The sequence below is a fragment of the Pseudomonas sp. AC070 genome (assembly GCF_979258635.1).
In genome coordinates, this window is the sequence record NZ_OZ409871.1 from 2,702,084 (window position 1) to 2,725,055 (window position 22,972).

The following is a 22,972-nucleotide window of genomic DNA, read 5'->3' on the forward strand; positions in this document are numbered from 1 at the left end:
TCTGAAGTCAGGCGCCTAGCGCGCGACGCTGCCGACGCGCTGGAGCCGTAATGGGAAAAATCGCCAGGGTCGGTACATAGCGCGCCAGCAAGCAGGCCGCCACGTGCCGCTGGCGCTGGTTGCCGCTGTTCAACACGCGCCGGCACGCTGCTTCGCTAAAGGGTTCGCCGAGCACATACGGCGTGCCGTTGTGCAACGCGCCCGCGTTCTGTTCCAGCCAGGCGCTGATCAGCCCGGCGTCGGGCCAGGGCAGATTTTCGTCGGGATCCAGGGCGACGTTCGGGTCGTTGGGGTCGTCGTTCGGGCCGGCGTCGTAGTCGGGCGAATGGCGCAGTTCCAAATCAAGCTCGGCAAGGTCGGCGCCGGTGATCTGGCTGAACGCTTCGCCGGCCGCTCGCGCCATGGGCACGTCGTGCATCTGTTGCACCAGCCACGGCAGTGCGACCGGGTCGCCGAATAGGCCGGTGGCTTTGATGGCAATCCGGCGCTGCGCGGGGTTCTGGGTCATGCGCCGAATCCAGGCCATGCTGGTTTCCCGCGCTTGCCAGGCCAGCAGCACGTGCAAGGCGCGCTCCTGATAGCGGCCTGGCTGCTCGGCAAATTGTTGAAGAATCGGCAGCGCTTCTTCGTCGCCCATTTGCGCGGTGGCCCAGTTGCTCCAGAAGCGCACGGCGTCGTCGGCATGCAAACGGTGCAGGCGAATCGGCTGCATCAGATCGCGACGCCGCAGCTCGCCTGCCGTGCGCGCGGCAGCGGCCAGTACGCTGGGGTCGCTGTTGCCAAGGGCCGAAAGCAACGCCGGGCCGGGGTCTTGACGGTGCAAACCACAGGCGGCCAAGCCCAGACGCCGGAACAGCGGTTCGGGCGAGGTCAACAGGCGCTCCACCCACGGCTGAATCGCCGGCCAGTCCAGCCAGCCGAGCGCGGCGGCAAAGTAACGCTGGCCCTCCTCGCTGGTGCGAATGTGCTCGCCCAACGTCGACAGCGCCGCGCTGTTGTTCATCTGAAACGCCAACACCGTGGCGGCGAACACTTCGCCGTTGGCGTTGGGGTTCAGTTGCTCGAGCAGAACGTTCAGGCCTTTGAGACCGGCGATCTGCAGGCCATCAAGGTGCGCTTCGATGCGGTTGTCGAGCGTGGTCAGGTGCGCGAGGTCGTAGTTCGGCGCGCCCACGGCGTGGTCGCGCAGCATGGCGAGGAAGCTGGCTTCTTCGGCGTGTTGATCCAGTACTTCGTTAACGGGCTTGCTCAATTCGGTGACATCCGGATCGTTAGGTGAACGCGTTTAAACGTGCCGCGCTGTTAGCTGTACGGGAGCTCTTCCCACACCACGCCATCGTTGGACCGCAGAAGCATTTTTTCGCCGGCCGACCAGATGCAATCTTCCACCGCGCTCAAGCGGTAGAAACAGTCAGCACGGGACTTCTTCTGTTTGCCAGTGTTCACCACGCTCACGGTGTCGCCATCGAGGGTGTAAATGCCGTTGGCGCTTGAGAGGTAGAGCTTGCCTTGGAACCAGGCCGCGCCCCAGAAATCCTCAATGGTCACCTCGTGTTCCACCACGTCCCACTGGGTGCCACGTCCGCGCACGATCAGGCCGCGCTGACCGACGGCATACACCACGCCATCGCCGCCGCAGACTACTTTTTGCAACGCCAGATTGGACGGGCTTTCATAGCGGCTCCAGCGTTTGGCGTCGTAGCCCCAGATTTCGCCGTTCCAACCGACGGCGTACATTTCGCCTTCGTCGAAGCCGGCGATGGAGTTGAAGCCGGCGTCTGGCTCGGCGTCGACATCCGCGCGCACGCCCTGGTCGATGCGGCTCCACTGCGCCTTACCATCGCAGCGATACACCATTCGCCCCATACCCACGGCATACGCGCGCTTGCCGATGGTGCTGACCTCACGCAGGTTGCCCCGCGCTTCGGGGCCTTCGGCGCTGGTGTCGATCTGCTCCTCTGAGAAATCCTGGGCATCCCAGCGCACCACCGTGCCTTCGTTACCCACCACGATTACCGATCGCTCCGGGTGCGTGACGATGCACAGACTGACGGCGAAAAAATCGAATGCCTTGCTGCTCCACGACCCCGCCCAGCGGGTCACCAAACTCACCGGTACATTCTTGGCTAACGACTCGTCATGGCCTGCGGCCAGACACACCCGATTGGCGTCGAACACTGCAACGTCGACAAAACTCCAGGCAAAACTTTTTGGCGCAACCATGTTGAATTTCCACCGTATCGATATCAGAAGCCGCCGGATGCCGCTGCACCCATTTGACTGTTCATGCTGGCGATAACCTTACCGCTGCTTTCCTTCTGCCACGGCTGCAAGCCCTGGGTGCCGGTGCGCAAGGTGCTCCGCGCGGTCACGCCTTTAGGCTTGTGATAGGCATCGATCTGCGCGTTCAGGCATTTGTCCGAGCAACCGGAGTCAGGGTAAATCTTCTTGTGCGCGCCGACGCCAGCCGCCTTCGCGTCGGTGTAGTTCCAGGCGTAGTCCTTCTTGGCCGGCGGCGCTTTGGCCACTGCGGCGTTTTCCTTCTGCCCGACCAGTGCGTGGAATGCGCCGTGTTCTTTGGTCCAGCGACTGCCTTGCGCGCATACGCACGGGGCATCGTCGGTTTCATAGCCTTTGAATTTATCCAGCGCCGTGCCGCGCTCGCCTTCGTTGCACAGGCCGTGCGACTCCACCAAGTGGTGCGGCTGCTCGCCTTCGCAGCAACCGGCCGTGGCGCCCTTGCCCTTGCGACTGCCTTGCTTGTAGCTCACCAGCAGGCATTTTTTTGCCTTGCTGCAGGCGGGGTCATCGCACTGCGCCTGCCGGGTTTTCAGGCCGCGCTTTTCGCATTGATTGCTAGCCTTCTCGACGTCCTTTTCGCAGTCCTTGATCACGGCCGTGGCCATTTCGTCGGTGTGAATCCAGGGCGGCGTGTTGCCCGGTTTGGAGGCGTGGTTGTGGGTGGTGAGGTCCATGTGCCGCACCACGTTTTTTGATTCGAACTTGACGTTCATCGACCACGAGGTGAAGTACACCTTGCCCTTGTTGCGGCTGGTGATTACGCCTTTCTTCGGCGCACATCCGGCCTCGTCGCCATAACTGGTTTTGAAGTAGCTCTGGTCCTTGAGCATCACTTCCTTGCCGGTGATTTTTACCGTGCGCGTGCCGTTGGCCGTGTCTTTCGACATACCCGTGTTGGGGTATGGAATCGGCACGCCCATCGGCGTTGGCGGTGCCTGGGGCGGCGTAAAGCAAACATCGGGAAAACAGGCAATGGACTTGCCCGCCGCCGACTTGCATGACACTTCCATGTTGTTGGCGAATACCTGGTTAGCCATCAGGCCGCCCTCACAATTTGGTAGCTGAGCAAGGCCACGGCACGCTCGCCGGCATCGTTGCCCAAGTGGCAGAAAATATTCGGACCGTCGCCGTAGCCCTTGCGACTGGCCGCCAGCGCCACGGCCAGCATGGCCGGGCCAATAGCGGCGCCGGTTTCGCCGATGCAGTCCGCCGGGTGCCAAAGATGGAAGAAGGCTTTGCGCACCCGCAGGTTCCGGCTCAAGGCCAACGAAGCTTCCTTGAAGTAATACTGCTCGCCGGAAATGTCGGTTAGCCGGTAATCCATGGCTTCGAGGCCGCAACCCGCCTCCAGCAGGGCGCTGCGCACGGCCTGGGTGAGGCCATCGGCACGCAGGGGAATGTCCTCGGCGTCGATGGTGGATTTTTCGATGCCAAAGCCAAGGCCCACACAGGTGAGTTGCGGCAAGTCGCCGGCAACCGGGCCGCCAAGCAATACCGCGGCGCCCGCTTCGCCGGGAATAAAGCCGTTGGAGTTTTTACTGCACAGCAATCGTTCACGTTGTTCGTAGGCGGCCAGCACGGGCGCAGACAAGAACGAGTCAACGCCTGCCACGAGCACGTGAGCATGTTCGCTGGCCAGCAATTTGCGCGCGTTGAGAAGTGCCACGCCGCCACTCACGCGGCCCCGGGCGATCACGTTGGAAGCCGCGTGAAAGCGCACGCCCAGTTGCTGTTCGATATCGGCAATCAGGCTGACATCCAGGCCGGCCAGGCGACCGGGGCGCTCCAGTTCGGCAACGCCCAACAGCAACGGCACCTGCTGCGGGTTAATACCCGGTAGTGCGTCAAGCGCTTCGGCAATGGCGCGACTGGCCATGTGCACCAGTTTTTCGCGACCACGCCAAGGCTGTTCCAGCGGCACGCTGGCGCCGAGCAACCACTCGCCGCCGCTGTCCATAAAACGGGTTTCCTGAAAGTTGTCGATGGCGCAACGAATCGCCGCACAACTGCTGGGAGCGTCCAGCCCCACTGCGCTGACCATGCCCGCACCGAGAATGCTGAACACACTCATTGGTCTTGCTCCACCTGGCGGTTGGCGGTGTCAAGCGCCGCCAAGGAGGGGTAGAAATCCTTGCCCATCGCGCGGGCACGCCACCACGCGGCAGACCGTTCGCCCACCAGAACCTGCTCAATCTCAAACATGTTTTTTTTCAGCAGGCGACTGATGCGCCACGTCACCTCCACCACCCCCGCATCGGTATCAATCACCAACGTATCAATCACCGCCTGCACCGTCTCATGCCCGCCCTTCTTCAAGAAAAACGTCACCGGCACTTGCATCGTCGGCACTTTGAAACCGGCGCGTTCCTGGCGGGTGAGGCACAGCAGCAGTACGTCTTCGCCGCCTTTGAGGTATTCGGTTTGCTGGTCGGGCGGCGCGGCCTGGTAGTAGCGGTTGTCGAAGTCCGGCGGCAGAAAGGGAAAGTGATCGGCCAGCCAGGCGTCGTCGTAGGTGCCGGCGTAGCCGATGCGCGGCGGCCAGCTGCGTCCAATGGGACCGAGCGCCATGGGGGTGAAGTCGCCGTGGGGGCTGTCGACCGGTTGGCCGAGCATTTCCGTGGCGGGCATGGGCATACCGACGATGTCCGCCGTGCTGGTGCCTTTGGGGAACCAGCCACGGCCGCAGGTGTTGGCCGGGTAGCTGTCGCGCAGTTCGGGGTTGTCGGCCACCGGCACGCTGCCGCCAAAGGCGTGGGCGTAGTCGATGGTTTGTTCGGTGAAGGGTTGCGCCACGCCGGCACCGGCGCCGATCAGGCCAGGTTGCCATTGGCGCGGGCCGTACACAGTGAAGGCTTTGCTCACGCGGCCGACACGAATGCCGGCGGTCAACTGGCTCACCGGGCGGCCTTCGGGGGCATAGGCTTTGCCGTGAACCAGCACGTCGCAGAAGGGTTTGATCGGGGCAAAGTCCATTTCCCGCAGCGGCGCCGAGAGCCCCGGTTCGCCCACGTATTCATCGGCCATCAGCAGCGGACGCTGCACCGCCGCCAACGTCGCTTCGCGGCCGTCGAGGGGCAAGGTGAAGGTGCCTTTGGCGATCACCACCAGCGACTCACGTCCGTCCGGGGCCAGGCCTTGGGTGTAGGCAGCAACCAGACCGGTCGCGTTAAGCAGTTCCATGAAGGGCTTCTTGCTTCAGTGAATCAGTTGATTTGCACCGAACCGCCTTTGATGCGGTTCACGCCCGTGGAACGGCTGGACAGGTACGTGCCGCGCACGATCACTTTGCCTTCGCGGGTCAAGGTGATGCTGGCTTTGCCGCAGCGCAGCACGATTTCCTTCTCGGCGCAAAACTCCAGGCGCTCGCCGTCCAGATGCGCCACGGCTACCGGTTTTTCTACCGGCGCCAAGCGCTGAATACGGCCGATCACCAGCGGCTGGCTGGGGTCGCCGCCGACAAACATCAGCGCCACCTGGGTGCCGATATCCTCGCGGCTCAGCTGCGTGGTGGTGGTGGCGGCGATGCCGGTTTCCGAAGGGCAACCGGGAAACGCCACCACCGGCGAGGCGGTTTGTGGCACGTCGAGCAATACGCCGATCACCACGCCATCCAGTCGGGTGGCAGCGGCGCTTGCCGGGGTGAAGTGCTGAACACTCATGCTGGTTTCTCTTCCGTTGGGCGGCCGGGGTTAGCGGCCGCTGCTAATCAGTTCTGCAGAATCTTCTGGCCTTTGACGACTACGTTTTTGCTGGCTTTGATATTGATCGCGCCCGAACCGTCAATGGTGATGTTTTTGCCACGAATGACGATGGTGCCGTCTTTTTTCATGCTGATGCTGGCCGCACCCGTGGTCAGGGTGATGGAGTCGCCGGCGGTCAATTCAAAGTTCTTGCCCACGCTCAGCGAGTCGTCTTTGCCGACATCGGTGCTGCGGTTTTTGCCGACGCTGCGGCTTTCGTCGCTGCCGATTTTGGTGGTCTGGTTGCTGCCGATGTCGATGTCTTCGTTACTGCCCACGCTCTCGGTGCGGTTGGCGCCGATGGTGATTTTTTCGTTGCTGCCGACATCTTCGGTGCGGTTGGCGCCGATTTTGATGGTCTCGTTGCTGCCGACTTTTTCACTGCGGTCAGCACCGATGGTGATGTCTTCGTTGGCGCCCACGCTTTCGGTGCGGTTGGCACCAATGGTGATTTTCTCGTTGCTGCCGACATTCTCGGTGCGGTCCACACCGATGGAGATGGTTTCGTTGTTGCCGACCTTTTCCTTGCGGTCCACGCCGATGGTGATGGTCTCGTTGTTGTCGACGGTTTCGGTGCGGTCGTGTTTAACGTGCACGGTTTCATCGTGGTCGATGGTTTTCGTGCGGTCGTGCCCGACCCAGTGGGTTTCGTCGTTCTCGACTTCGATGTCCTGGTTCTTTTCCGCGTGAATAAACAGCTGCTCGGAACCCTTTAAATCTTCCATGCGAATTTCGTTGAAATTGGCCGGCGAGCCGCCCTTGCTGGAGCGGCTTTTTACCCCGCTCTGCGTGGCGTTGGCGGGCAAGTCGTACGGCACGGTCTGTTCAGCGTTGTACACACGACCGGTGATGATCGGGCGGTCGGGGTCGCCTTCAAGGAAGCTGACAATCACTTCCTGGCCGATGCGCGGAATCTGAATGGAACCCCAATTCTTGCCGGCCCAGGATTGCGACACGCGCATCCAGCACGAGCTGTTTTCGTTGGATTGGTCGTGGCGGTCCCAGTAGAAATGCACCTTTACGCGGCCGTATTGGTCGGTCCAGATTTCCTCGCCTTTGGGGCCGACCACCATGGCCGTTTGCGGGCCCTGCACGATGGGCCGCACGGTGATCGGTTGCGGGCGAAACGCCTGGCTCGCGTCCATGCAGTCGAGGTGGCTGATGAACTGCTGTTCCACGTCGTCAAAGCCGGTTTCGTAGTGCTCTTGCACGATCGTGTAACGGGCGCCGACTACCAGGTATTCGCGGTTCTGATCGTCACGCGGGTAGCGGGTCATGCTGAACAGATTGCCCGAGCCAATGCCACGGGCGGTGCCGCGCAACTGCACGCGCTCGAATTGGGTGTGAATTGCTTCAATGCGGGTGCGTGCGTAGTGCTCGCCGTCGCCGCTTTGCACGTACTCGCCGGGGTAGTCATACAACGGGTAATCGCTGGCGGTGTGCGGGCGGCTGATTACCGAGCGCACTTCCAGGCGCGCGCTGGGGCGCTGGAAGTCGTAGTCGTTGAGCGCCAGGGAACCGGACTGCACTTCGTGGCTCAGGTGCCAGTCGTCGATATGGTCCAGCTCGCGCTGTTCGGCGGTTGGCGGGTAGAACGGCACGCTTGCGTAACCGGCGGCGGTGCTGTGGGCGCCGTAGGCATCGGCCAACACCAATACGTGGCGGCCTTTTTCATGGCGGAAGAAGTAGTAAATACCTTCTTGCTCCATCAGCCGGCTAACGAAGTCGAAGCTGGTTTCGCGGTACTGCACGCAGTAGTCCCACTCGCGATACGAGCGGCTGAGGCTGTCTTCGAAGTCGGAGAAACCGAGGTCGCGAAACACCTGCTTGATGATGTCCGGCACCGTGCGGTTCTGGAAAATCTTGCAGTCGGAGGTGCGCGACATCAGCCACAACCACGGCTTGAGCGTGACCCGGTACACCGCGAACTGACCGATGCCGGCGCCTTGGCTGGCGCGGGCGACGATGCCGTGGAAGTAGCGCTTGCTGCCGTCCTGCAATTCCATGGTGATGCTCATGGGTTTGCCGAGCAGGCTGTTGAGCGCCAGCGAGGTGTTTTCCGAGACCAGGTTCAGCTCGTAATCGAACACCCGCCCCAGCTCTTCCACGCCGTCGAGCTGGCGCAGCACCAGAACATCGGTGCCCAGCGGGCTGTCGACCTGAACCAGGCGCGTGCTTGTGCTTAATGCCATATCCGTATCCCGACTGCGACGGCGTTAAACCGCAGCGCTGCTGTCTGTTGAAGCGCCAAAGGAGTAGTGGAAATCGCTGCCCTGACGGCTGATGCGCACCGCTTCCAGCGGCTTGCCTTCGAGCATGCGCGTGAGGAATTCACGGCTCATATCCGGCAGCAAGGTGTTGGTCAGAATGGTGTCGATCATGCGCCCGCCGCTCTCGGTTTCGGTGCAGCGTTCGGCGATCAGCGCGATGACGCCGTCGTCGTATTCGAACGGCACTTTGTGGGTGGCTTCCACGCGCTTCTTCACCCGCTCCAGTTGCAGGCGGGCGATGGACTTGATCATCTCGTCGCTGAGCGGGTAGTACGGAATGGTCACCAGACGGCCGAGCAACGCCGGCGGGAAAATCTTCAGCAGCGGCTCGCGCAGCGCCTTGGCGATGGCGTCCGGCTCGGGCATCAGTTCCGGGTCGTTGCACAAGCTGGAAATCAGCTCGGTGCCGGCGTTGGTGGTGAGCAGAATCAGCGTGTTTTTGAAGTCGATCACCCGGCCCTCGCCGTCTTCCATCACGCCCTTGTCGAACACCTGGAAGAAAATTTCGTGCACGTCGGGGTGGGCTTTTTCCACTTCGTCCAGCAGCACCACGCTGTACGGTTTACGCCGCACTGCTTCGGTCAGCACGCCGCCTTCGCCGTAGCCGATGTAGCCCGGTGGCGCGCCTTTGAGGGTCGACACGGTGTGGGCTTCCTGGAACTCGCTCATGTTGATGGTGATGACGTTCTGCTCACCGCCATACATGGCCTCGGCCAGTGCGAGCGCGGTTTCGGTTTTGCCCACGCCCGAGGTGCCGGCCAGCATGAACACGCCGATGGGTTTGCTCGGGTTGTCGAGGCCGGCGCGCGAGGTCTGGATGCGCTTGGCGATCATCTCCAGGGCGTGATCCTGGCCGATGATGCGTTTTTTCAGGTACTTCGCCAGGTTGAGCACGGTTTCCAGTTCGTTGCGCGCCATGCGCCCGACCGGAATGCCGGTCCAGTCGGCCACCACCGAGGCCACGGCCTGGTAGTCGACAATCGGCAAAATCAGCGGCGACTCACCTTGCAGCGCGGCCAGGCGGGTTTGCACATCCTGCAAGCGGGTGTGCAGTTCGGCGTTAGGTTCGGCCGGCGCCGGCTCGCTGCCGGTGTCGTCCACCGCTTCGGCGGCGGCACGCAGTTGGGCGCGGATATCGAGCAGTTCATCGACCAAGGCTTTTTCGTCGGCCCAGCGCGTTTCCAAACCCGTCAGGCGCTCACGTTCTTCACTCAGCAAGGTTTCAGCACTGCGCAGGCGCTCGCCGATATTGATGCCGATGGCCTTTTCGCGGCCGATGATCGCCAGTTCGGTTTCCAACGCTTCAATGCGCCGACGGCTGTCGTCCACTTCGGCCGGCACAGCATGCAGGCTGATGGCCGTGCGGGCACAGGCGGTGTCGAGCAGGCTGACGGATTTGTCCGGCAACTGACGCGCCGGAATATAGCGGTGAGACAGCTTCACCGCCGCTTCCAGGGCTTCGTCGAGAATCTGCACCTGGTGGTGTTTTTCCATGGTCGAGGCCACGCCGCGCATCATCAGAATGGCTTTGTGCTCGGACGGCTCTTCCACCTGCACCACTTGGAAACGACGGGTCAGGGCTGGGTCTTTTTCGATGTGCTTTTTGTACTCCGCCCAGGTCGTGGCGGCGATGGTGCGCAAGGTGCCACGGGCCAGGGCCGGCTTCAGCAAGTTGGCCGCATCACCAGTACCGGCAGCGCCACCGGCGCCGACCAGGGTGTGGGCTTCGTCGATAAACAAGATGATCGGCTTGGGCGAGCTTTGTACGTCTTCAATCACCGAGCGCAGGCGCTGTTCGAATTCGCCTTTCATGCTGGCACCGGCTTGCAGCAGGCCGACGTCGAGGGCGCGCAGTTCCACGTCTTTCAGCGCAGGCGGCACGTCGCCGGCGACGATGCGCAAGGCAAAGCCTTCGACCACGGCAGTTTTACCCACGCCCGCTTCGCCCGTGAGAATCGGGTTGTTCTGGCGACGGCGCATCAGCACGTCGACCAACTGACGGATTTCTTCGTCGCGGCCCACAATCGGGTCGAGCTTGCCGCTGCGTGCCTGCTCGGTGAGGTCGACGGTGAATTTCTTCAGCGCTTCCTGCTTGCCCAACGCGCCGGGCGCGATGGCACCGCTGGCCTCGCCGGGGGCAGCGCTGCTGAAGCCGTCGCTGGCGGTCAGGGCGTTTTCCGGCGAGTTGCCGACGTACTCGTCAAAGCGCTCGGTCAGCGCTTCAACCTTGACCTTGTCGAACTCCTGGGACAACGCCAGCAAGCCATGGCGCAGGCTCGGGGTTTTCAGAATGCCGACGATCAGGTAGCCGGTGCGCACCTGGTTTTCGCCAAACATCAGGCTGCCGTACACCCAGGCGCGCTCGACGGCTTCTTCGACATTCGAGGACAAATCGGTAATCGAGGTGGAGCCACGCGGCAGGCGGTCCAGGGCTTCGGTGAGATCACGGGCCAGGCGCGCCGGGTCGATGTTGAACTGGCGCACCAGCTGGTGCAGGTCAGAGTCTTGCAGTTGCAAGATCTGGTGCAGCCAGTGGGCCATTTCCACATACGGGTTGCCGCGCAATTTGCAGAACACGGTGGCCGCTTCAATGGCTTTGTAGGCAAGGCTGTTCAGCTTGCCGAACAGTGCAACCCGGCTGATCTCACTCATGACTCATCTCCTTATTCGGGCGTTGCAGCAGCCGGTCCCCGGCGTACTGGCTGGCCAGCAGTAAATCCTTGGCATCCTCGCCGGGGTGTCCCAGCCAGGCGTTGAAACCCAGCCGCACACCGCCGGCCAGGTCCAATGGGGGTATTTCTTCCTGGCTCAACACCAGGTTCACGTCCCAGTCCAGCTCATGGCCGAGGTACTCGCCGACCCACGCCGCCAACTGGCGAAACAGCTCGCCACCGGGCAACAGGCGCTCGTATTTGGCCAAGGGCATGGGGCCCAGACGCAGACGAAATTTATGTTGGCGGTCCCACACGTGGGTGCCCAGGCACACGTCCATGCCCAGGGTGCTGGCCCCGGCGCCAAGCCGACTGCGCTCGGGCAGTTCCAGCCATTGGCCGACGTATTCCTCGATGGCCACCGGCAGCTCGAAGTACTCGGAAAGAATCACCTTCAAGCCGTCCGGGTAGCGACTCGTGGCCGCCAGGTGCCCGGTGTAGTAATAGCGCGCCTGATCGGGAATCGGGCCTTGGCCGAGCAGACTGTCCATGCCGCGACCCGACAACGCAGCGAGGCGTGCCGACCAGTAATCGTCGTCTGGCCGGTCGTGGCTTACCGACGGCCGCGCTTCGGCCCAGGCGCGGTAGAACAGCGTGAGCAAGCGGTGGTGGAACACGTCCATAAACCGCGTAAAACCGGGGTCGCCTTCGTTGCGCTGACGCTCGCGGGCGTATTCGGTCAAGTGCAGCGGCAACGGCCCGTTCGGCCCGGTGAGACCGAAAAAGAACTGTTCTACGCGTGGCGGCGCGGTGTCGCTGGCCGGCTCCACGAGCGACAAGGTTGACGGCGCAAAGCCGCAGTCCGGGGTTTGCCCCAGGCGCAGCGGGTCGTCGGCCAGGCGCACGGAATGGCCGAGCCGGGGTTTGTCCTGGGCTTCGCATTCGATACGGCGCAACGCCTGGAAGAAGTCATGCTCCCAGGGTGCGGCCGCCATCGCGGCGAGCGAATTCAGAGGTTCGGTCGGCATCCGGGTTTCGCCTGCCAACGCATGATTTCGCCGCGCTCGGTGGTGCGCAGCACGGTTTCGGTAAAGCTGTTGACCGACACGTAGCGGGTGAGGAAGCGCTCAAACACCGCGCCGAGCAGAAACACGCCGGTGCCGCGAAACGCGTTTTCATCGAATTCGAGGCTGATCTCCAAGCCACGGCCAAACACAATCGGCCCCGGCATCGGCAAGCGTCGGGTGCAAGGTTTACTGCTGACTTCGCGCAGGCCTTCGATTTGCAATTGCAGCGCCGAATCGGTGGGGTCGCCATACAGGCGCAACAGCTCGCGCAACGCAGCGGCGCCCTGCCCTTGTTCGGACAACGACAAGTAATTCAGCGACAACTGGCTGATCAGCCGCCAGGCGCTGGCGTCATGGGCGCGGCTGGCGCGCGGACGGCTCGGGCCGGCCAGGCAGCGCACGTCGAGCACCGGCGCGCTGTCTTCCAGGCTGAAATCGCTTTTGCTGGTGCCCACCGGAATAAACAAGGCCAGGTCGCGGTTCGTGCACAGCGCGCTGACGCCCAGTTGGCGCAGGTCGTGGCGGTACGGCGCCTGATTGGCGTCTACCAGCGAGACAAAGGTTTCGCTGCCCACGTAAGTGGAGCGCGGGCCGTTGCGCCGCTGGTTGCTCGACAACAGGCGCGGCTCGCGACGCACGATGAAATACGCCTGCTCGCGGCCATAGCGCGACGGGTCGCGCACGGCATAGAACGGCTGGAACGGCTGCTCCGGCCCGGTGCCGTGGCCGGTCACTTGAGTGAGCGAGTGAATCTCGAAATCCATCGGCCGCGTGCGGTCGGCGATCACCTGATGCTCGTTGACCCGCTCGCTCAAATGGATACGGTCGGCGCGGCGTGGAAACAGGTTGATCGCCGGGGTGCAGAACGGCACGAACTGCGCGCCGCTGACGGTGCCTTCGAGGGTGGCGTCGTGTTTGTTGAAGAGAATGATCAGGTCCAGCTCATTGCCGGCGCAGCGCTGCACCGAGCGACGCAGCTCGGCGAATTCAACAAACAGAAATCGGTTGGGCAGCGCGAAGTATTCCTGCAACAGGCGGTAGCCCTGGAACGCGCGCGGCACTACTGGCAGCAGCGCGTCTTCGTCGTCGAAACCACGGGGACGCAGCGAGCCGGGCGGCAGGCGCTCGACCCAATCGCTGCCCGGCGCCTGGGCAAATACGGCACAGGCGTTGCCGAGCAATTGTTCATACAGGCGAAACGGCTGCTCATCGGCGCCGTGCAGGTACAGCGGCAGGTTGTCCAGGCTCAGGCTGTTGAGCGGCAAACCGGCGCCGCTGCGCAGGCGAATGCGCAAGCCGGCCTTGGCCTTCGGCTCGCTGGCAGCCAGGCGCCCAAGTACCGCCGCCGGGTTGCCGAAGTATTCGGCGCTGGCCACTTCCAGCGGCCACAGCGTCACCGAATGGGCAGTGCGGTATTCGCAGGCGGTTTGTTCCTCGCGGCCCAGCACGCCACGCAGCGGCGCATTGCGCTCGATGGTAAAGCCGCTGCTGAGCGAGCCTTCGTTGGGGTCGGCGCGCAGTTGCACAACGGTCATCGACGGCGTGGGCGCCAGATAATGCGGGTAGGCGATTTCCAGCAGATTGTGGGTGAACGTCGGGTACTCGGCGTCCAGCTTCAAATGCACCCGCGCGGTCAGGTAGGCAAAGCCTTCGAGCAGGCGCTCTACGTACGGGTCGGCGCAATCCACACCCGACAACGTCAGGCGGCTGGCAATTTTCGGAAACTCGCGGGCGAACTCGGCAGCGCTCTCGCGAATGTGCGACAGCTCCTGGTTGTAATACTCCAGCATGCGCGGATTCATGCACGCCTCCGCTGCTCGTTGGGCACGATTTTTACGTGGCCGGTTTCCAGGTCCAGATTTGTGGTGAGCATCAGCCGCAGCGGCACGGGCAGTGCCCACAGGTCGCCTTCAATTTCAAACGCCAGGGCGTTGTGGTCCATGCCCTCCTCCAGCAAACGCGCTTTGACGCGCAAGGTGGAACGCAAAATGCGCGGCTCGAACGTGGCGATGGTTTTCGTCAGCAAGGCTTCAATCGCCGGCACGTCGATATTCGACAACGTGCGCCCGGCCAGCGCCGGCAAACCGTAATTGAGCACCGAGGTGCCGGCCGGGGTGGCGGCGGCGGTTTCCACATCCAGCAAGGCGGTGGTGTTGAACAGCCAGGTCAGGTCGCGCAGCACCGAGGCTTTCAGTTGGCTCATGGACAGCACGCGCTTGTCCGGGCTCTCGTTCGGGTTGCTGCGGTCGTTGTCCACCAGGCGGTCGAGCAGCGACGGTTGCAAACGCTCCTGCAAAGGAATGTTGGCCATCAGGCGTCTGCCACAGCGAATTCCACGGTGCGCAGATCGAACAGCGCGGTATCACCGTCATCGGTGGCAAACAGGCGCTGGCCCAGCGGCACGCCGTTATCGAGGAAATCGGTTTTGCGCGACAGGCGCGCGGCGTCATCGCCTTGTGCCACGGTGTCGGGGTAGCGGCTGGGCAGCAGCGCGACGGTGGTGCCGCCATTGATCAGCGTGAGTTCGGCGGGCAGCCACACCAGATCGCGCAAGTCCGTCGGTGCTTCCACCGTGAGGCTGGCAATGTTGCTCATCGGCAGCCAGGCATAGCGACCGTTCACGATCACTTCCAGCACCGGCCCCAGGCGCGGATCGGCGTCGGCCAACCAGGCGAACGGCGTGCCATTGACCTGACCGGGATTGGCCGGCGCTGCTTCGAAGGCTTCGGCACGCATCTGCTCAGCGGCTTGCGGGTGACCGTCGGCGTCCATCTTCAAGGCTTGAATGAGCGGCGCAATCCAAGCGGCGGGTTCGCCAAGAATTACCGGCGTCACGCGCCCGGCGAACACCTCGGCCCGCAGCGCCTCGCACTCCAGCGCGGTGCGATAGGTTTGCACCATCGGCAGCGCGGCGGCGTCGAGTTCACCGACCACCTTCAACTGATTTTGCGCACGGCTCCATTGGCCCATGACGGCCAACAATTGAAAAAGAAAAATCCGCAGCGTGGCGTTGGCCGGAGCGCCGCGAACCTGGTCTTGCAGGGCCTTGAGCGCATCATCGAGGCGACCGGCACGCAACAGTTCATCGGCAGTCATAACAGCACTTCCCTGGGATTGGATGACGAGAAAAAAGTCGCTCCCCCTGTAGGAGCGGCTTTAGCCGCGATGCTCTTGATCGCTGAAAAGCATCGCGGCTAAAGCCGCTCCTACAGATTGTGGGAGCGGGTAAAGCCTTATCAGATCTTGACGTTCTGACGGATGTTCCAGCCGTACTTGATCGGGCCGCCTTCTTTGGAGCCGTCTTCTTTCTGGGCTTGGTAGTCCACTTGCACCTGAGCGAAGTTCAGGCCGATGGTTTCGGTCAGGCGATCTTCGCCGCCGCTGCCGCCGGTGGTCACCGAGGAGATCAGCACTTCTTTCATGGTGATCACCAGGTATTCAACCTGCGCGCTGCCGCCGGCTTTACGCACGGTCAGCTTGGCTTCGGGGTAATGCTTGCCCGAGGAGCACGCCATCATCAGGTTCGGTGTGGCCTTGTCGAGGTACTTGGTCAGGGTCAGATCTTGCACGTTAACCTTGCCAGCGCCGCCGCCAGTGCCCAGGTGCATGTTGCCGTTTTGCGACATGCCCCAGCTCCACGCCAATACGTCGACTTCATCAGCGTGGGCCTTGTCCTTGGACTCGCCCTTGATGTCACCGATCTTGATGAACATATCAACAGCCATGTTTCCTCCTGCGTGGCCGTAGCCACTTCATCTTTGTGAACCCACCACCATGGCAAGTCCGTTTAAATGCACTGTGCAAAATTTTGGAAAACGTCGAGAGCGACGGCCGGGCAAGGCAAAAGCAGGTGAAAAAAGCGGAGTTGGCTGTAGCCAATGAGCATTTTTGAACCTGCTTTTAACGCCGCCCGGGCTAAGCTCCCGGCGTTTTACGCGCCTTTAGCGGACGGAAGTTTCGAAACGAGTCGAAGCGAAACGGTCAGCCCTTCCAACTGGTAATGCGGACGCAGGAAGAACTTCGAGTTGTAGTAACCCGGGTTGCCTTCCACTTCTTCCACCACCACCTCGGCAGCCGACAGCGGGTGCTGGGCTTTAGTGGTTTCGGTGGAGTGCGCCGGGTCGCCGTCGACGTAGTTGAGAATCCAGTCTTGCAACCAGCGCTGCATGTCGTCCTTCTCTTTGAAGGAGCCGATCTTGTCGCGCACGATGCACTTCAGGTAGTGCGCAAAACGGCAGGTGGCGAACAGGTACGGCAGGCGCGCGGCCAGGTTGGCGTTGGCGGTGGCGTCCGGGTCGTCATATTCGGCCGGTTTCTGCAAGGACTGGGCGCCGATAAAGGCGGCGAAGTCGGTGTTCTTTTTGTGCAGCAGCGGCATGAAACCGTTCTTCGCCAACTCAGCCTCGCGGCGGTCAGAAATGGCGATTTCGGTTGGGCACTTCATGTCCACGCCGCCGTCGTCGGTTGGGAAGGTGTGGGCCGGCAGGCCTTCCACTTCACCGCCCGATTCCACACCACGAATGCGCGAGCACCAGCCGTACAGTTTGAACGAACGGTTGATGTTCACGGCCATGGCGTAGGCCGAGTTGGCCCAGGTGTATTTGCTGCTGTCGGCGCCGGTGGTTTCTTCTTCGAAAGCGAACTCTTCCACCGGGTCGGTTTTCGCGCCGTACGGTACGCGCGCCAGGAAGCGCGGCATGGTCAGGCCGATGTAACGCGAGTCGTCAGACTCACGCAGCGAGCGCCAGCCAGCGTATTCCGGGGTGGTGAAAATCTTGGTCAGGTCACGCGGGTTCGACAGCTCCTGCCACGAGCCCATGCCCATCACAGTCGGCGAAGCAGCGGCAATGAACGGTGCGTGCATGGCGGCGGAAATCTTGGCCATTTCGCTGAGCAATTCCACGTCGGGCGGCGACTGGTCGAAGTAGTAGTCGCCCACCAGGCAGCCGTACGGTTCGCCACCGAACTGGCCGTATTCTTCTTCGTACATCTTCTTGAAGATCGGGCTCTGGTCCCACGTGGTGCCCTTGAATTTCTTCAGGGTTTTGTGCAGTTCCGGCTTGGAGATGTTGAGCACGCGAATCTTCAGCTGCTCGTCGGTCTCGGTGTTGTTGACGAGGTAATGCAGGCCACGCCAGGCGCTTTCCAGTTGCTGGAAATCGGGGTGGTGCATGATCAGGTTGATCTGCTCGGTCAGCTTGCCGTCGATGGCGGCGATGATCGATTCAATCGACTTGATAGCGTCGTTGGATATCAGATTGGTCTGTGCCAGGGCGTGTTCGGCCAGGGTGCGCACAGCGGTTTCCACTGCTTCGCGGGCACGCTCGGTTTTGGGTTTGAATTCTTGCAGCAGCAAGCTTGCGAACTCGCTGGTCTGCTCGGTCGTTGCCTGGGGCAGCGCCTGATTGTCGGTGCTCAATTCGGCCATGCTAAATCGTCCTCTTAAGCTTGTGGCTCGTCGGTTGGCTTCGGTGCGCTGGCCAGGGCCTGCAGCAGGGCCGGGTCTTTGATCGCTTTCATGATCATGTCTTCGGCGCCGGTTTTGCCGTCCATGTAGGTCAGCAGGTTGGCCAGCTGGGTACGCGCATCAAGCAGCTTGCTCAACGAATCGACCTTGCGGGCAATGGCCGCCGGGCTGAAGTCGTCCATGCTCTCGAAGGTCACGTCCAGGCTCAGGTTGCCCTCGCCGGTCAGGGCGTTCGGCACGTTGAAGGCCACGCGCGGTTTCATCGCCTTGAGGCGCGAGTCGAAGTTATCGACGTCGATTTCAAGAAACTTGCGGTCGGCCACCGGAGCCAACGGCTCGGCAGGCTTGCCAGCGAGGTCGGCCATCACGCCCATTACGAACGGCAGCTGAACCTTTTTCTCGGCGCCATACAGCTCGACGTCGTATTCGATCTGCACACGGGGCGCGCGATTTCGGGCGATGAATTTCTGGCTACTGGTGACCATGTTGCTCCTCCCTCGCCATCAGGCGACTGAACAGTGACGTCATCGACAAACCACTGATGACCGACTTATTGGATTACGCCGTTGGGGCACGCCCCAACGTTATTCGGAATCAGGCCCGCGCAAGGCTTCGAACTGCGACATGCCATCGGGAATAAGGTTGCGCACGATGGCAGCGAAATCTGCGGTGACCAGGGTTTTAGCGCGGCTGAGCAGCACCGGCACCGGGCTCGATGGCTCGTGCCGGGCGTAGTACTCAAGCAGGCGATCAAGCTGGCGCAACACGTCATCGCGCGTGGCAATTTCACCACTGGCGCGTGGCGTTTGTGTGGCGCTTGCGGGTGCATCGCTGGTGGCCATGCTGTCGCCCTCGCCTGCTGAATCAGTGCTGCCGGTATCGGCTTGCGCATTGGCACCGAGGGTCTGCCCGGCCTGGCGCAGCATCAGTTTCAGCGGTGCCAGGTCCACGCCCTGGTCAGAGCCGACTTGCTCGCTCACTTCACGCTCGATGGCGGTCAGTGCGGTGAGCGCCTGGGCCACGGCATCGCGGGTGGTTTGCAGCGCGTCGGCATCGCTGTCACGCAGCGCGGCGTTGAATTGATCCTGGCCGAGGGTCTCGCTGGCGAAGCGCTGCAGGCCGTGGGCGTTGATCGCCGCGCGGACCGTGACGGTGCCAAAGGTGCGCGAACGCACCAGGGCGCTTTCCCACAGCAGACGCAGGTTGTCTTCGGCATTCAGGCCGGTCAGCGCGTTGATGCGCGAGGTGGGGTCGTTGTCGTCGGGGTCCAGCCGTGGGTGCAAATCGACCCAGTACTGGTTGAGCAATTCGCTGATCAGCAATAGCGCCTGGGCGAAACCCGGCAGGCCATAAAGGGCCAGTGAACTGCGCACCAAAATGTTGGCGACACGCAGGTCTTTGGTGCGGGAAAAGAGGTCGTGAATTTGCTGATTAACACTGGGCCATTCGGGCGGCTCTGCCGGTAAAACGGCGTCACCCATTTGGCGTTCCGGCTGACCTTGCGCACTACGCTCCAGCTCGAGAAAAGCTGCATCGTATTCAAGGTCCTCGCCGCAAGGTGCATCGGCGTTTATCGGAGCCAGTAAAGCGGGTACATCCAACACTCGGGCGATCTCCATATCAGGCTGCTGGAACGCAGCCCTGATCCGATTGGGGTGCCTACGAGAACCGATTCCTTCGGCTCGCGTGGTGGCCAAACCATGGCTCAAAAAAACACCTGTGGCGGGGCGACGGGCATTCTTGGAGCACGTTAAAGCGTTGTCAAGCCGCGCTTGGAGGACGAGTGAGCAACAGCTAGCCTAGAAGATCAATCTGTGAAGCGTGTCTTTTTTATCCTGAATTTTCAGATGAAAGACGGAACTCTGTGCGTTGGCCGCTGTAGTATTCGCGCAGGAAAAATAAGGCGACGGGGTAAGGCTTTTCTTCAAGCCGCCCGCATCAGCCCGGAGGTAACGCCGCAAGGCGTGTGCAAGGAGTCGCAATGCCACTGCGTTTGACCATCACCAGCTACCACAAACTGACACCCGGCCAATTGTCGGAACGTCAGCTGGACCAGGGTAGCCTGACCATCGGCCGTGGCCCCGAAAACGATTGGGTGCTGCCCGACCCCGAACGCCTGGTGTCCAGCCTGCACTGCACCATCACCAGCCGCGACGGCGCTTACTACATCACCGACAACAGCACCAACGGCGTGCTGCTGGTGCAGTCCGGCCAGCGCCTGCGCCGTGGTAACAGTGAGCGTTTGCAAGACGGCGAGCTGGTGCGTTTGGGTGAGTACGACATTCTTGTGCAGCTCGAGGCCATGAGCGGTTTTGCCTCCAGCAGCGCCGCCTCGGGCATCGCCACCGACCCCAACACCAGCTTCGATGCCCTGATGAGCCGCCAGGCCGGCAGCGCTGCGCCGGCCGCCATGCCGACGCCAGTGACGCAACATGCCGCCGCGCATTTCCAGGGCAACTCGCCGCTGGATACCAAGCCTGATCTGTTCGATTTTCTTAATCCGCCATCCGGCGGCGCCGCGCCGATTCCGGATCATGTGCCCGCCGAACGCCACGACTTCCGCCCGCCGACGCCGCAAGCCATGCCGACCTTTGACGTGCCGGCTGCCACACCGGTTGCCAGTGGCGGCGCGTCGATGATTCCGGATGACTGGGATCCGTTTGCCGATCTCTCGGCAGCAAAGCCTGCGATTCCCGATCCCTTCGCGCAGCAGCCTTTGGCGCCACCGCCGCCCGCTGCCGTGCCGCCCGTACCGCCCGTTTACGTCGCGCCGCCTGTGCCGGCTGAACCCGAGCCCATCACGCCGCCGCCAAGCGCCGTGGTGGATGACCCGTGGGCCGGCATTGTCACCACGCCGAGTGTTGCGCCCCCTGCTCCGCCCGCGCCGCAGGAATTCATTCTCGACCCCACACCCGAGCCGGTTCGCGAGCCGCAGCCCATTCGCCTGCAACCGCCCTTGCCACCCGTGGACGCGGCGCCGAGCGGCGACTTGCTCCAGGCGTTTTTACGCGGTGCCGGCGTGTCGCAATTGCGCGTCGACCCGGCAAACGCCGAAGCGCAAATGGAAGCCATTGGCCGCAGCTACCGGCAAATGGTGGAAGGCATGATCGAGGTGCTGCGTGCGCGCAGCAGTTTGAAAGGTGAGTTCCGCATGCAGCAGACCACCATTCAACCGATTCAAAACAACCCGCTGAAATTCGCACCGAACGTGGATGAAGCGCTGCTGTTGTTATTGCGTTCCGGCAACCAGGCATTCCTCGCCCCGGACCAAGCCATTGAAGACGGCTTCGACGATATCAAGGCCCACCAGATGGCCGTGATGGCCGGCGTGCAGGCAGCGATTCATCACCTGTTGCAACGCTTCGAGCCGAATGCGCTGGAAGCCCGCTTCGAAAAACCCAGCGGCTTTTCCGCCCTGCTGCCCGGTGCGCGCCATGCGCAATTGTGGGAGCAGTTCAGCGCCTTGTACGCGAGCATCCAGCGCGAAGCCGAGGACGACTTTCAAGACCTGTTCGGCCGTGAATTCAGCCGCGCTTACGAGGAGCACAGCAGCCGTTTGCGACGTCGCTAAATTTCTTCATACACGGAATCGTCGCCCGGCTCTGGCCAGGGCAACGTCAGTCAGGCGCTCATTTCAAGGACTCAAGAATGCCAAGAATTTTTTCCCTGTTGCACGGCGTGGTGCTGGCCTCGTTGCTGGCCGCCTGTGCATCCGAGCCACCGCCACCGCCACCGCCAACGGTGCTGCAACTGCACTTTCTCGGCTCCAGTGAACTCAACCCCTCCCCGGCTGGCGACCCCGCCCCCGTGCGCGTGCGCTTGTATGAACTGAAGAGCGCCAACAACTTTTCCCGCGCCGACTTTTTCAGCCTGATCGACAAACCGGAAAGCGCCCTGGGTTCCGACCTGGTCGCCCACGACGAATTGCTGCTGCGCCCCAGCGAGCAAAAAGAACTCGAGCGCACGTTGGACGAGCAAACCAAATTCCTCGCCATCGTTGTCGGCTACCGCGACCTCGACCACGCTCTGTGGCGCCAGGTGGTTGCCGTACCCGCGCAGAAAACCAGCCCATACGACGTGATGGTCGGCAGTCATGCCGTGGCCATCACTCCGCGTTCAGCGAACTAGCAGGAGCCAGCATGTCTTGGAATAACCGCGTGGTCTGGTCGGAAGGAATGTTCCTGCGCCCCCAGCATTTCCAGCAACACGACCGCTACCTCGAAGCACTGGTTGATGGCCGTTGCCGCCCATTGCTCGCCGGTGGCTGGGGCTTTTCCGAGTTGCAGATTGACGAGGCGCTGCTGGCCCAGGGCAAGCTCGCCATTCTCAGCGCCAAAGGCATTTTGCCGGACGGCACGCCGTTCAATATTCCCGGCGACGACAGCGCGCCCGTGCCCCTGAGCGTGGACGACAACGCCCGCGATGCCATCGTGCACCTGGCCCTGCCGCTGCGCCGTGCCGGCACCCGCGACACGGTAGACGAAGGCGAAGCCCTGGGCGGCGCCCGTTACCTGAGCCAGGTGCGTGAAGTGCGCGACGACAACGCCGCCTTTGAAAGCCGCGCCCCGGTGTCGATTGGCGGCCAGGCCTTTCGCCTGCTGACCGACAAGGACGGCCTCGGCGAATACGCCAGCGTCGGTGTGGTGCGTGTGCGGGAAAAACGCGCCGACCGCGCCCTGGTGCTCGACCCCGATTACCTGCCGCCACTGCTCGATGTGGCCGCCGCCGCGCCGCTGGCCGGCTTCTGCAAAGAGTTGGTTGGCCTGCTGCATCAACGCGGCGAAGCCCTAGCCGGTCGCGTAGTCGCCTCCAGCGCCGGTGGCGCTTCGGAGATTGCCGACTTCCTGCTGCTGCAACTGATCAACCGCGCTGAAGCCCTGACCAGCCACCTGGCCCGTTTGAGCCCGCTGCACCCGGAGCGCCTGTACACCGAGCTGGTGGCCCTGGCTGGCGAACTCTCGACCTTCACCACCAGCGAGCGGCGCCCGGCGGAATACCCGCAATACGCCCATGACGACCTGGCCGGCAGCTTCGCCCCGGTGTTCCTCGCCCTGCGCATGGCCCTGGCGACGGTAATCGACAGCAAGGCCGTGGCCATTCCGATTGTGGAGAAATCGTACGGCGTGCACGTGGCGATGCTGGCGGACAAAACCCTGATCGACAACGCCGCCTTTATTCTGGTGGTGCGCGCCGATGTGCCGGGCGAAACCCTGCGCGGCAACTTCCCGCAGCAAGCCAAAGTGGGCTCGGTGGAGCACATTCGCGACCTGGTGAACTTGCAGTTGCCGGGCATTGGCTTGCTGCCCATGCCGGTGGCGCCACGCCAATTGCCGTACCACGCCGGCTCGACGTATTTCGAGCTGGATCGCGGCAGCGCGCACTGGAAGCAACTGCCGAACTCCGGTGGTTTTGCCTTCCATATCGCCGGGCAATTCCCGGGGCTGAACCTGGCCTTCTGGGCCATCCGAGGATAATC

The 22,972-nt window shown here is 62.5% G+C and carries 19 protein-coding genes; 3 read left to right on the forward strand and 16 right to left on the reverse strand.

Annotated features, from left to right (window positions below):
- Positions 1–7 precede the first annotated feature (7 nt).
- The 16 genes from ACZZ0Q_RS12075 to tssA all read right to left on the reverse strand — a co-directional run bounded on the left by ACZZ0Q_RS12075 (position 8) and on the right by tssA (position 19,097).
- The gene (locus ACZZ0Q_RS12075; protein ID WP_463542157.1) at positions 8–1,252 is read right to left on the reverse strand and encodes a TIGR02270 family protein; all 1,245 of its coding nucleotides are present in this window, start codon (positions 1,250–1,252) and stop codon (positions 8–10) included.
- A gap of 50 nt (positions 1,253–1,302) precedes the next feature.
- A complete protein-coding gene (locus ACZZ0Q_RS12080) occupies positions 1,303–2,223 on the reverse strand; it encodes a hypothetical protein (RefSeq protein ID WP_463542156.1) in 921 nt (306 codons plus the stop codon).
- Positions 2,224–2,246: 23 nt separating this feature from the next.
- Positions 2,247–3,338, reverse strand: a complete 1,092-nt coding sequence (locus ACZZ0Q_RS12085; protein WP_463560606.1) for a PAAR-like domain-containing protein — start codon at positions 3,336–3,338, stop codon at positions 2,247–2,249.
- Positions 3,338–4,372 carry a hypothetical protein gene (locus ACZZ0Q_RS12090; protein WP_463542154.1) on the reverse strand — a complete coding sequence of 345 codons (1,035 nt, stop codon included), beginning with the start codon at positions 4,370–4,372 and terminating at the stop codon, positions 3,338–3,340. Before ACZZ0Q_RS12090 ends, ACZZ0Q_RS12085 begins: the two co-directional genes overlap by 1 nt.
- Positions 4,369–5,481: a DUF2169 family type VI secretion system accessory protein gene (locus tag ACZZ0Q_RS12095; RefSeq protein ID WP_463560608.1), complete on the reverse strand. Its 1,113-nt coding sequence runs from the start codon at positions 5,479–5,481 to the stop codon at positions 4,369–4,371. Before ACZZ0Q_RS12095 ends, ACZZ0Q_RS12090 begins: the two co-directional genes overlap by 4 nt.
- 23 nt (positions 5,482–5,504) lie before the next feature.
- Complete coding sequence (locus ACZZ0Q_RS12100; RefSeq protein ID WP_463542153.1) at positions 5,505–5,960, reverse strand: DUF6484 domain-containing protein; 456 nt, start codon at positions 5,958–5,960, stop codon at positions 5,505–5,507.
- 47 nt (positions 5,961–6,007) lie between these two features.
- Positions 6,008–8,233 carry a type VI secretion system Vgr family protein gene (locus ACZZ0Q_RS12105; RefSeq protein WP_463542152.1) on the reverse strand — a complete coding sequence of 742 codons (2,226 nt, stop codon included), beginning with the start codon at positions 8,231–8,233 and terminating at the stop codon, positions 6,008–6,010.
- A 24-nt stretch (positions 8,234–8,257) separates the two neighbouring features.
- A complete protein-coding gene (gene tssH, locus ACZZ0Q_RS12110) occupies positions 8,258–10,963 on the reverse strand; it encodes a type VI secretion system ATPase TssH (RefSeq protein ID WP_463542151.1) in 2,706 nt (901 codons plus the stop codon).
- A complete protein-coding gene (tssG, locus tag ACZZ0Q_RS12115; RefSeq protein WP_463542150.1) occupies positions 10,956–12,008 on the reverse strand; it encodes a type VI secretion system baseplate subunit TssG in 1,053 nt (350 codons plus the stop codon). The genes tssH and tssG overlap by 8 nt, the downstream gene beginning before the upstream one ends.
- Positions 11,972–13,831 (reverse strand): type VI secretion system baseplate subunit TssF, encoded by a 1,860-nt coding sequence (tssF, locus tag ACZZ0Q_RS12120; RefSeq protein ID WP_463542149.1) that lies wholly within the window; start codon positions 13,829–13,831, stop codon positions 11,972–11,974. The genes tssG and tssF overlap by 37 nt, the downstream gene beginning before the upstream one ends.
- Positions 13,828–14,340 (reverse strand): type VI secretion system baseplate subunit TssE, encoded by a 513-nt coding sequence (gene tssE, locus ACZZ0Q_RS12125; RefSeq protein WP_122496430.1) that lies wholly within the window; start codon positions 14,338–14,340, stop codon positions 13,828–13,830. The genes tssF and tssE overlap by 4 nt, the downstream gene beginning before the upstream one ends.
- On the reverse strand, positions 14,340–15,125 hold the full coding sequence (locus tag ACZZ0Q_RS12130) for a type VI secretion system accessory protein TagJ (RefSeq protein WP_463542148.1): 786 nt from the start codon (positions 15,123–15,125) through the stop codon (positions 14,340–14,342). Before ACZZ0Q_RS12130 ends, tssE begins: the two co-directional genes overlap by 1 nt.
- A gap of 140 nt (positions 15,126–15,265) precedes the next feature.
- On the reverse strand, positions 15,266–15,754 hold the full coding sequence (locus tag ACZZ0Q_RS12135) for an Hcp family type VI secretion system effector (protein WP_122453684.1): 489 nt from the start codon (positions 15,752–15,754) through the stop codon (positions 15,266–15,268).
- A 206-nt stretch (positions 15,755–15,960) separates the two neighbouring features.
- Entirely contained in the window at positions 15,961–17,457 is a 1,497-nt protein-coding gene (gene tssC / locus ACZZ0Q_RS12140) for a type VI secretion system contractile sheath large subunit (RefSeq protein ID WP_122453683.1), read from the reverse strand.
- A 14-nt stretch (positions 17,458–17,471) separates the two neighbouring features.
- The gene (tssB, locus tag ACZZ0Q_RS12145) at positions 17,472–17,981 is read right to left on the reverse strand and encodes a type VI secretion system contractile sheath small subunit (RefSeq protein WP_122496435.1); all 510 of its coding nucleotides are present in this window, start codon (positions 17,979–17,981) and stop codon (positions 17,472–17,474) included.
- Between the two features lie 99 nt (positions 17,982–18,080).
- The gene (gene tssA, locus ACZZ0Q_RS12150) at positions 18,081–19,097 is read right to left on the reverse strand and encodes a type VI secretion system protein TssA (protein ID WP_463542345.1); all 1,017 of its coding nucleotides are present in this window, start codon (positions 19,095–19,097) and stop codon (positions 18,081–18,083) included.
- 380 nt (positions 19,098–19,477) lie between these two features.
- Here tssA and tagH point away from each other — a divergent pair, with 380 nt between their 5' ends.
- The 3 genes from tagH (at position 19,478) to tssK (ending at position 22,970) form a co-directional block, all read left to right on the forward strand.
- On the forward strand, positions 19,478–21,067 hold the full coding sequence (tagH, locus tag ACZZ0Q_RS12155) for a type VI secretion system-associated FHA domain protein TagH (RefSeq protein WP_463542147.1): 1,590 nt from the start codon (positions 19,478–19,480) through the stop codon (positions 21,065–21,067).
- Positions 21,068–21,144: 77 nt separating this feature from the next.
- Positions 21,145–21,624: a type VI secretion system lipoprotein TssJ gene (gene tssJ, locus ACZZ0Q_RS12160; RefSeq protein ID WP_463549769.1), complete on the forward strand. Its 480-nt coding sequence runs from the start codon at positions 21,145–21,147 to the stop codon at positions 21,622–21,624.
- Between the two features lie 11 nt (positions 21,625–21,635).
- Positions 21,636–22,970: a type VI secretion system baseplate subunit TssK gene (gene tssK, locus ACZZ0Q_RS12165; RefSeq protein WP_122453679.1), complete on the forward strand. Its 1,335-nt coding sequence runs from the start codon at positions 21,636–21,638 to the stop codon at positions 22,968–22,970.
- Positions 22,971–22,972 lie beyond the last annotated feature (2 nt).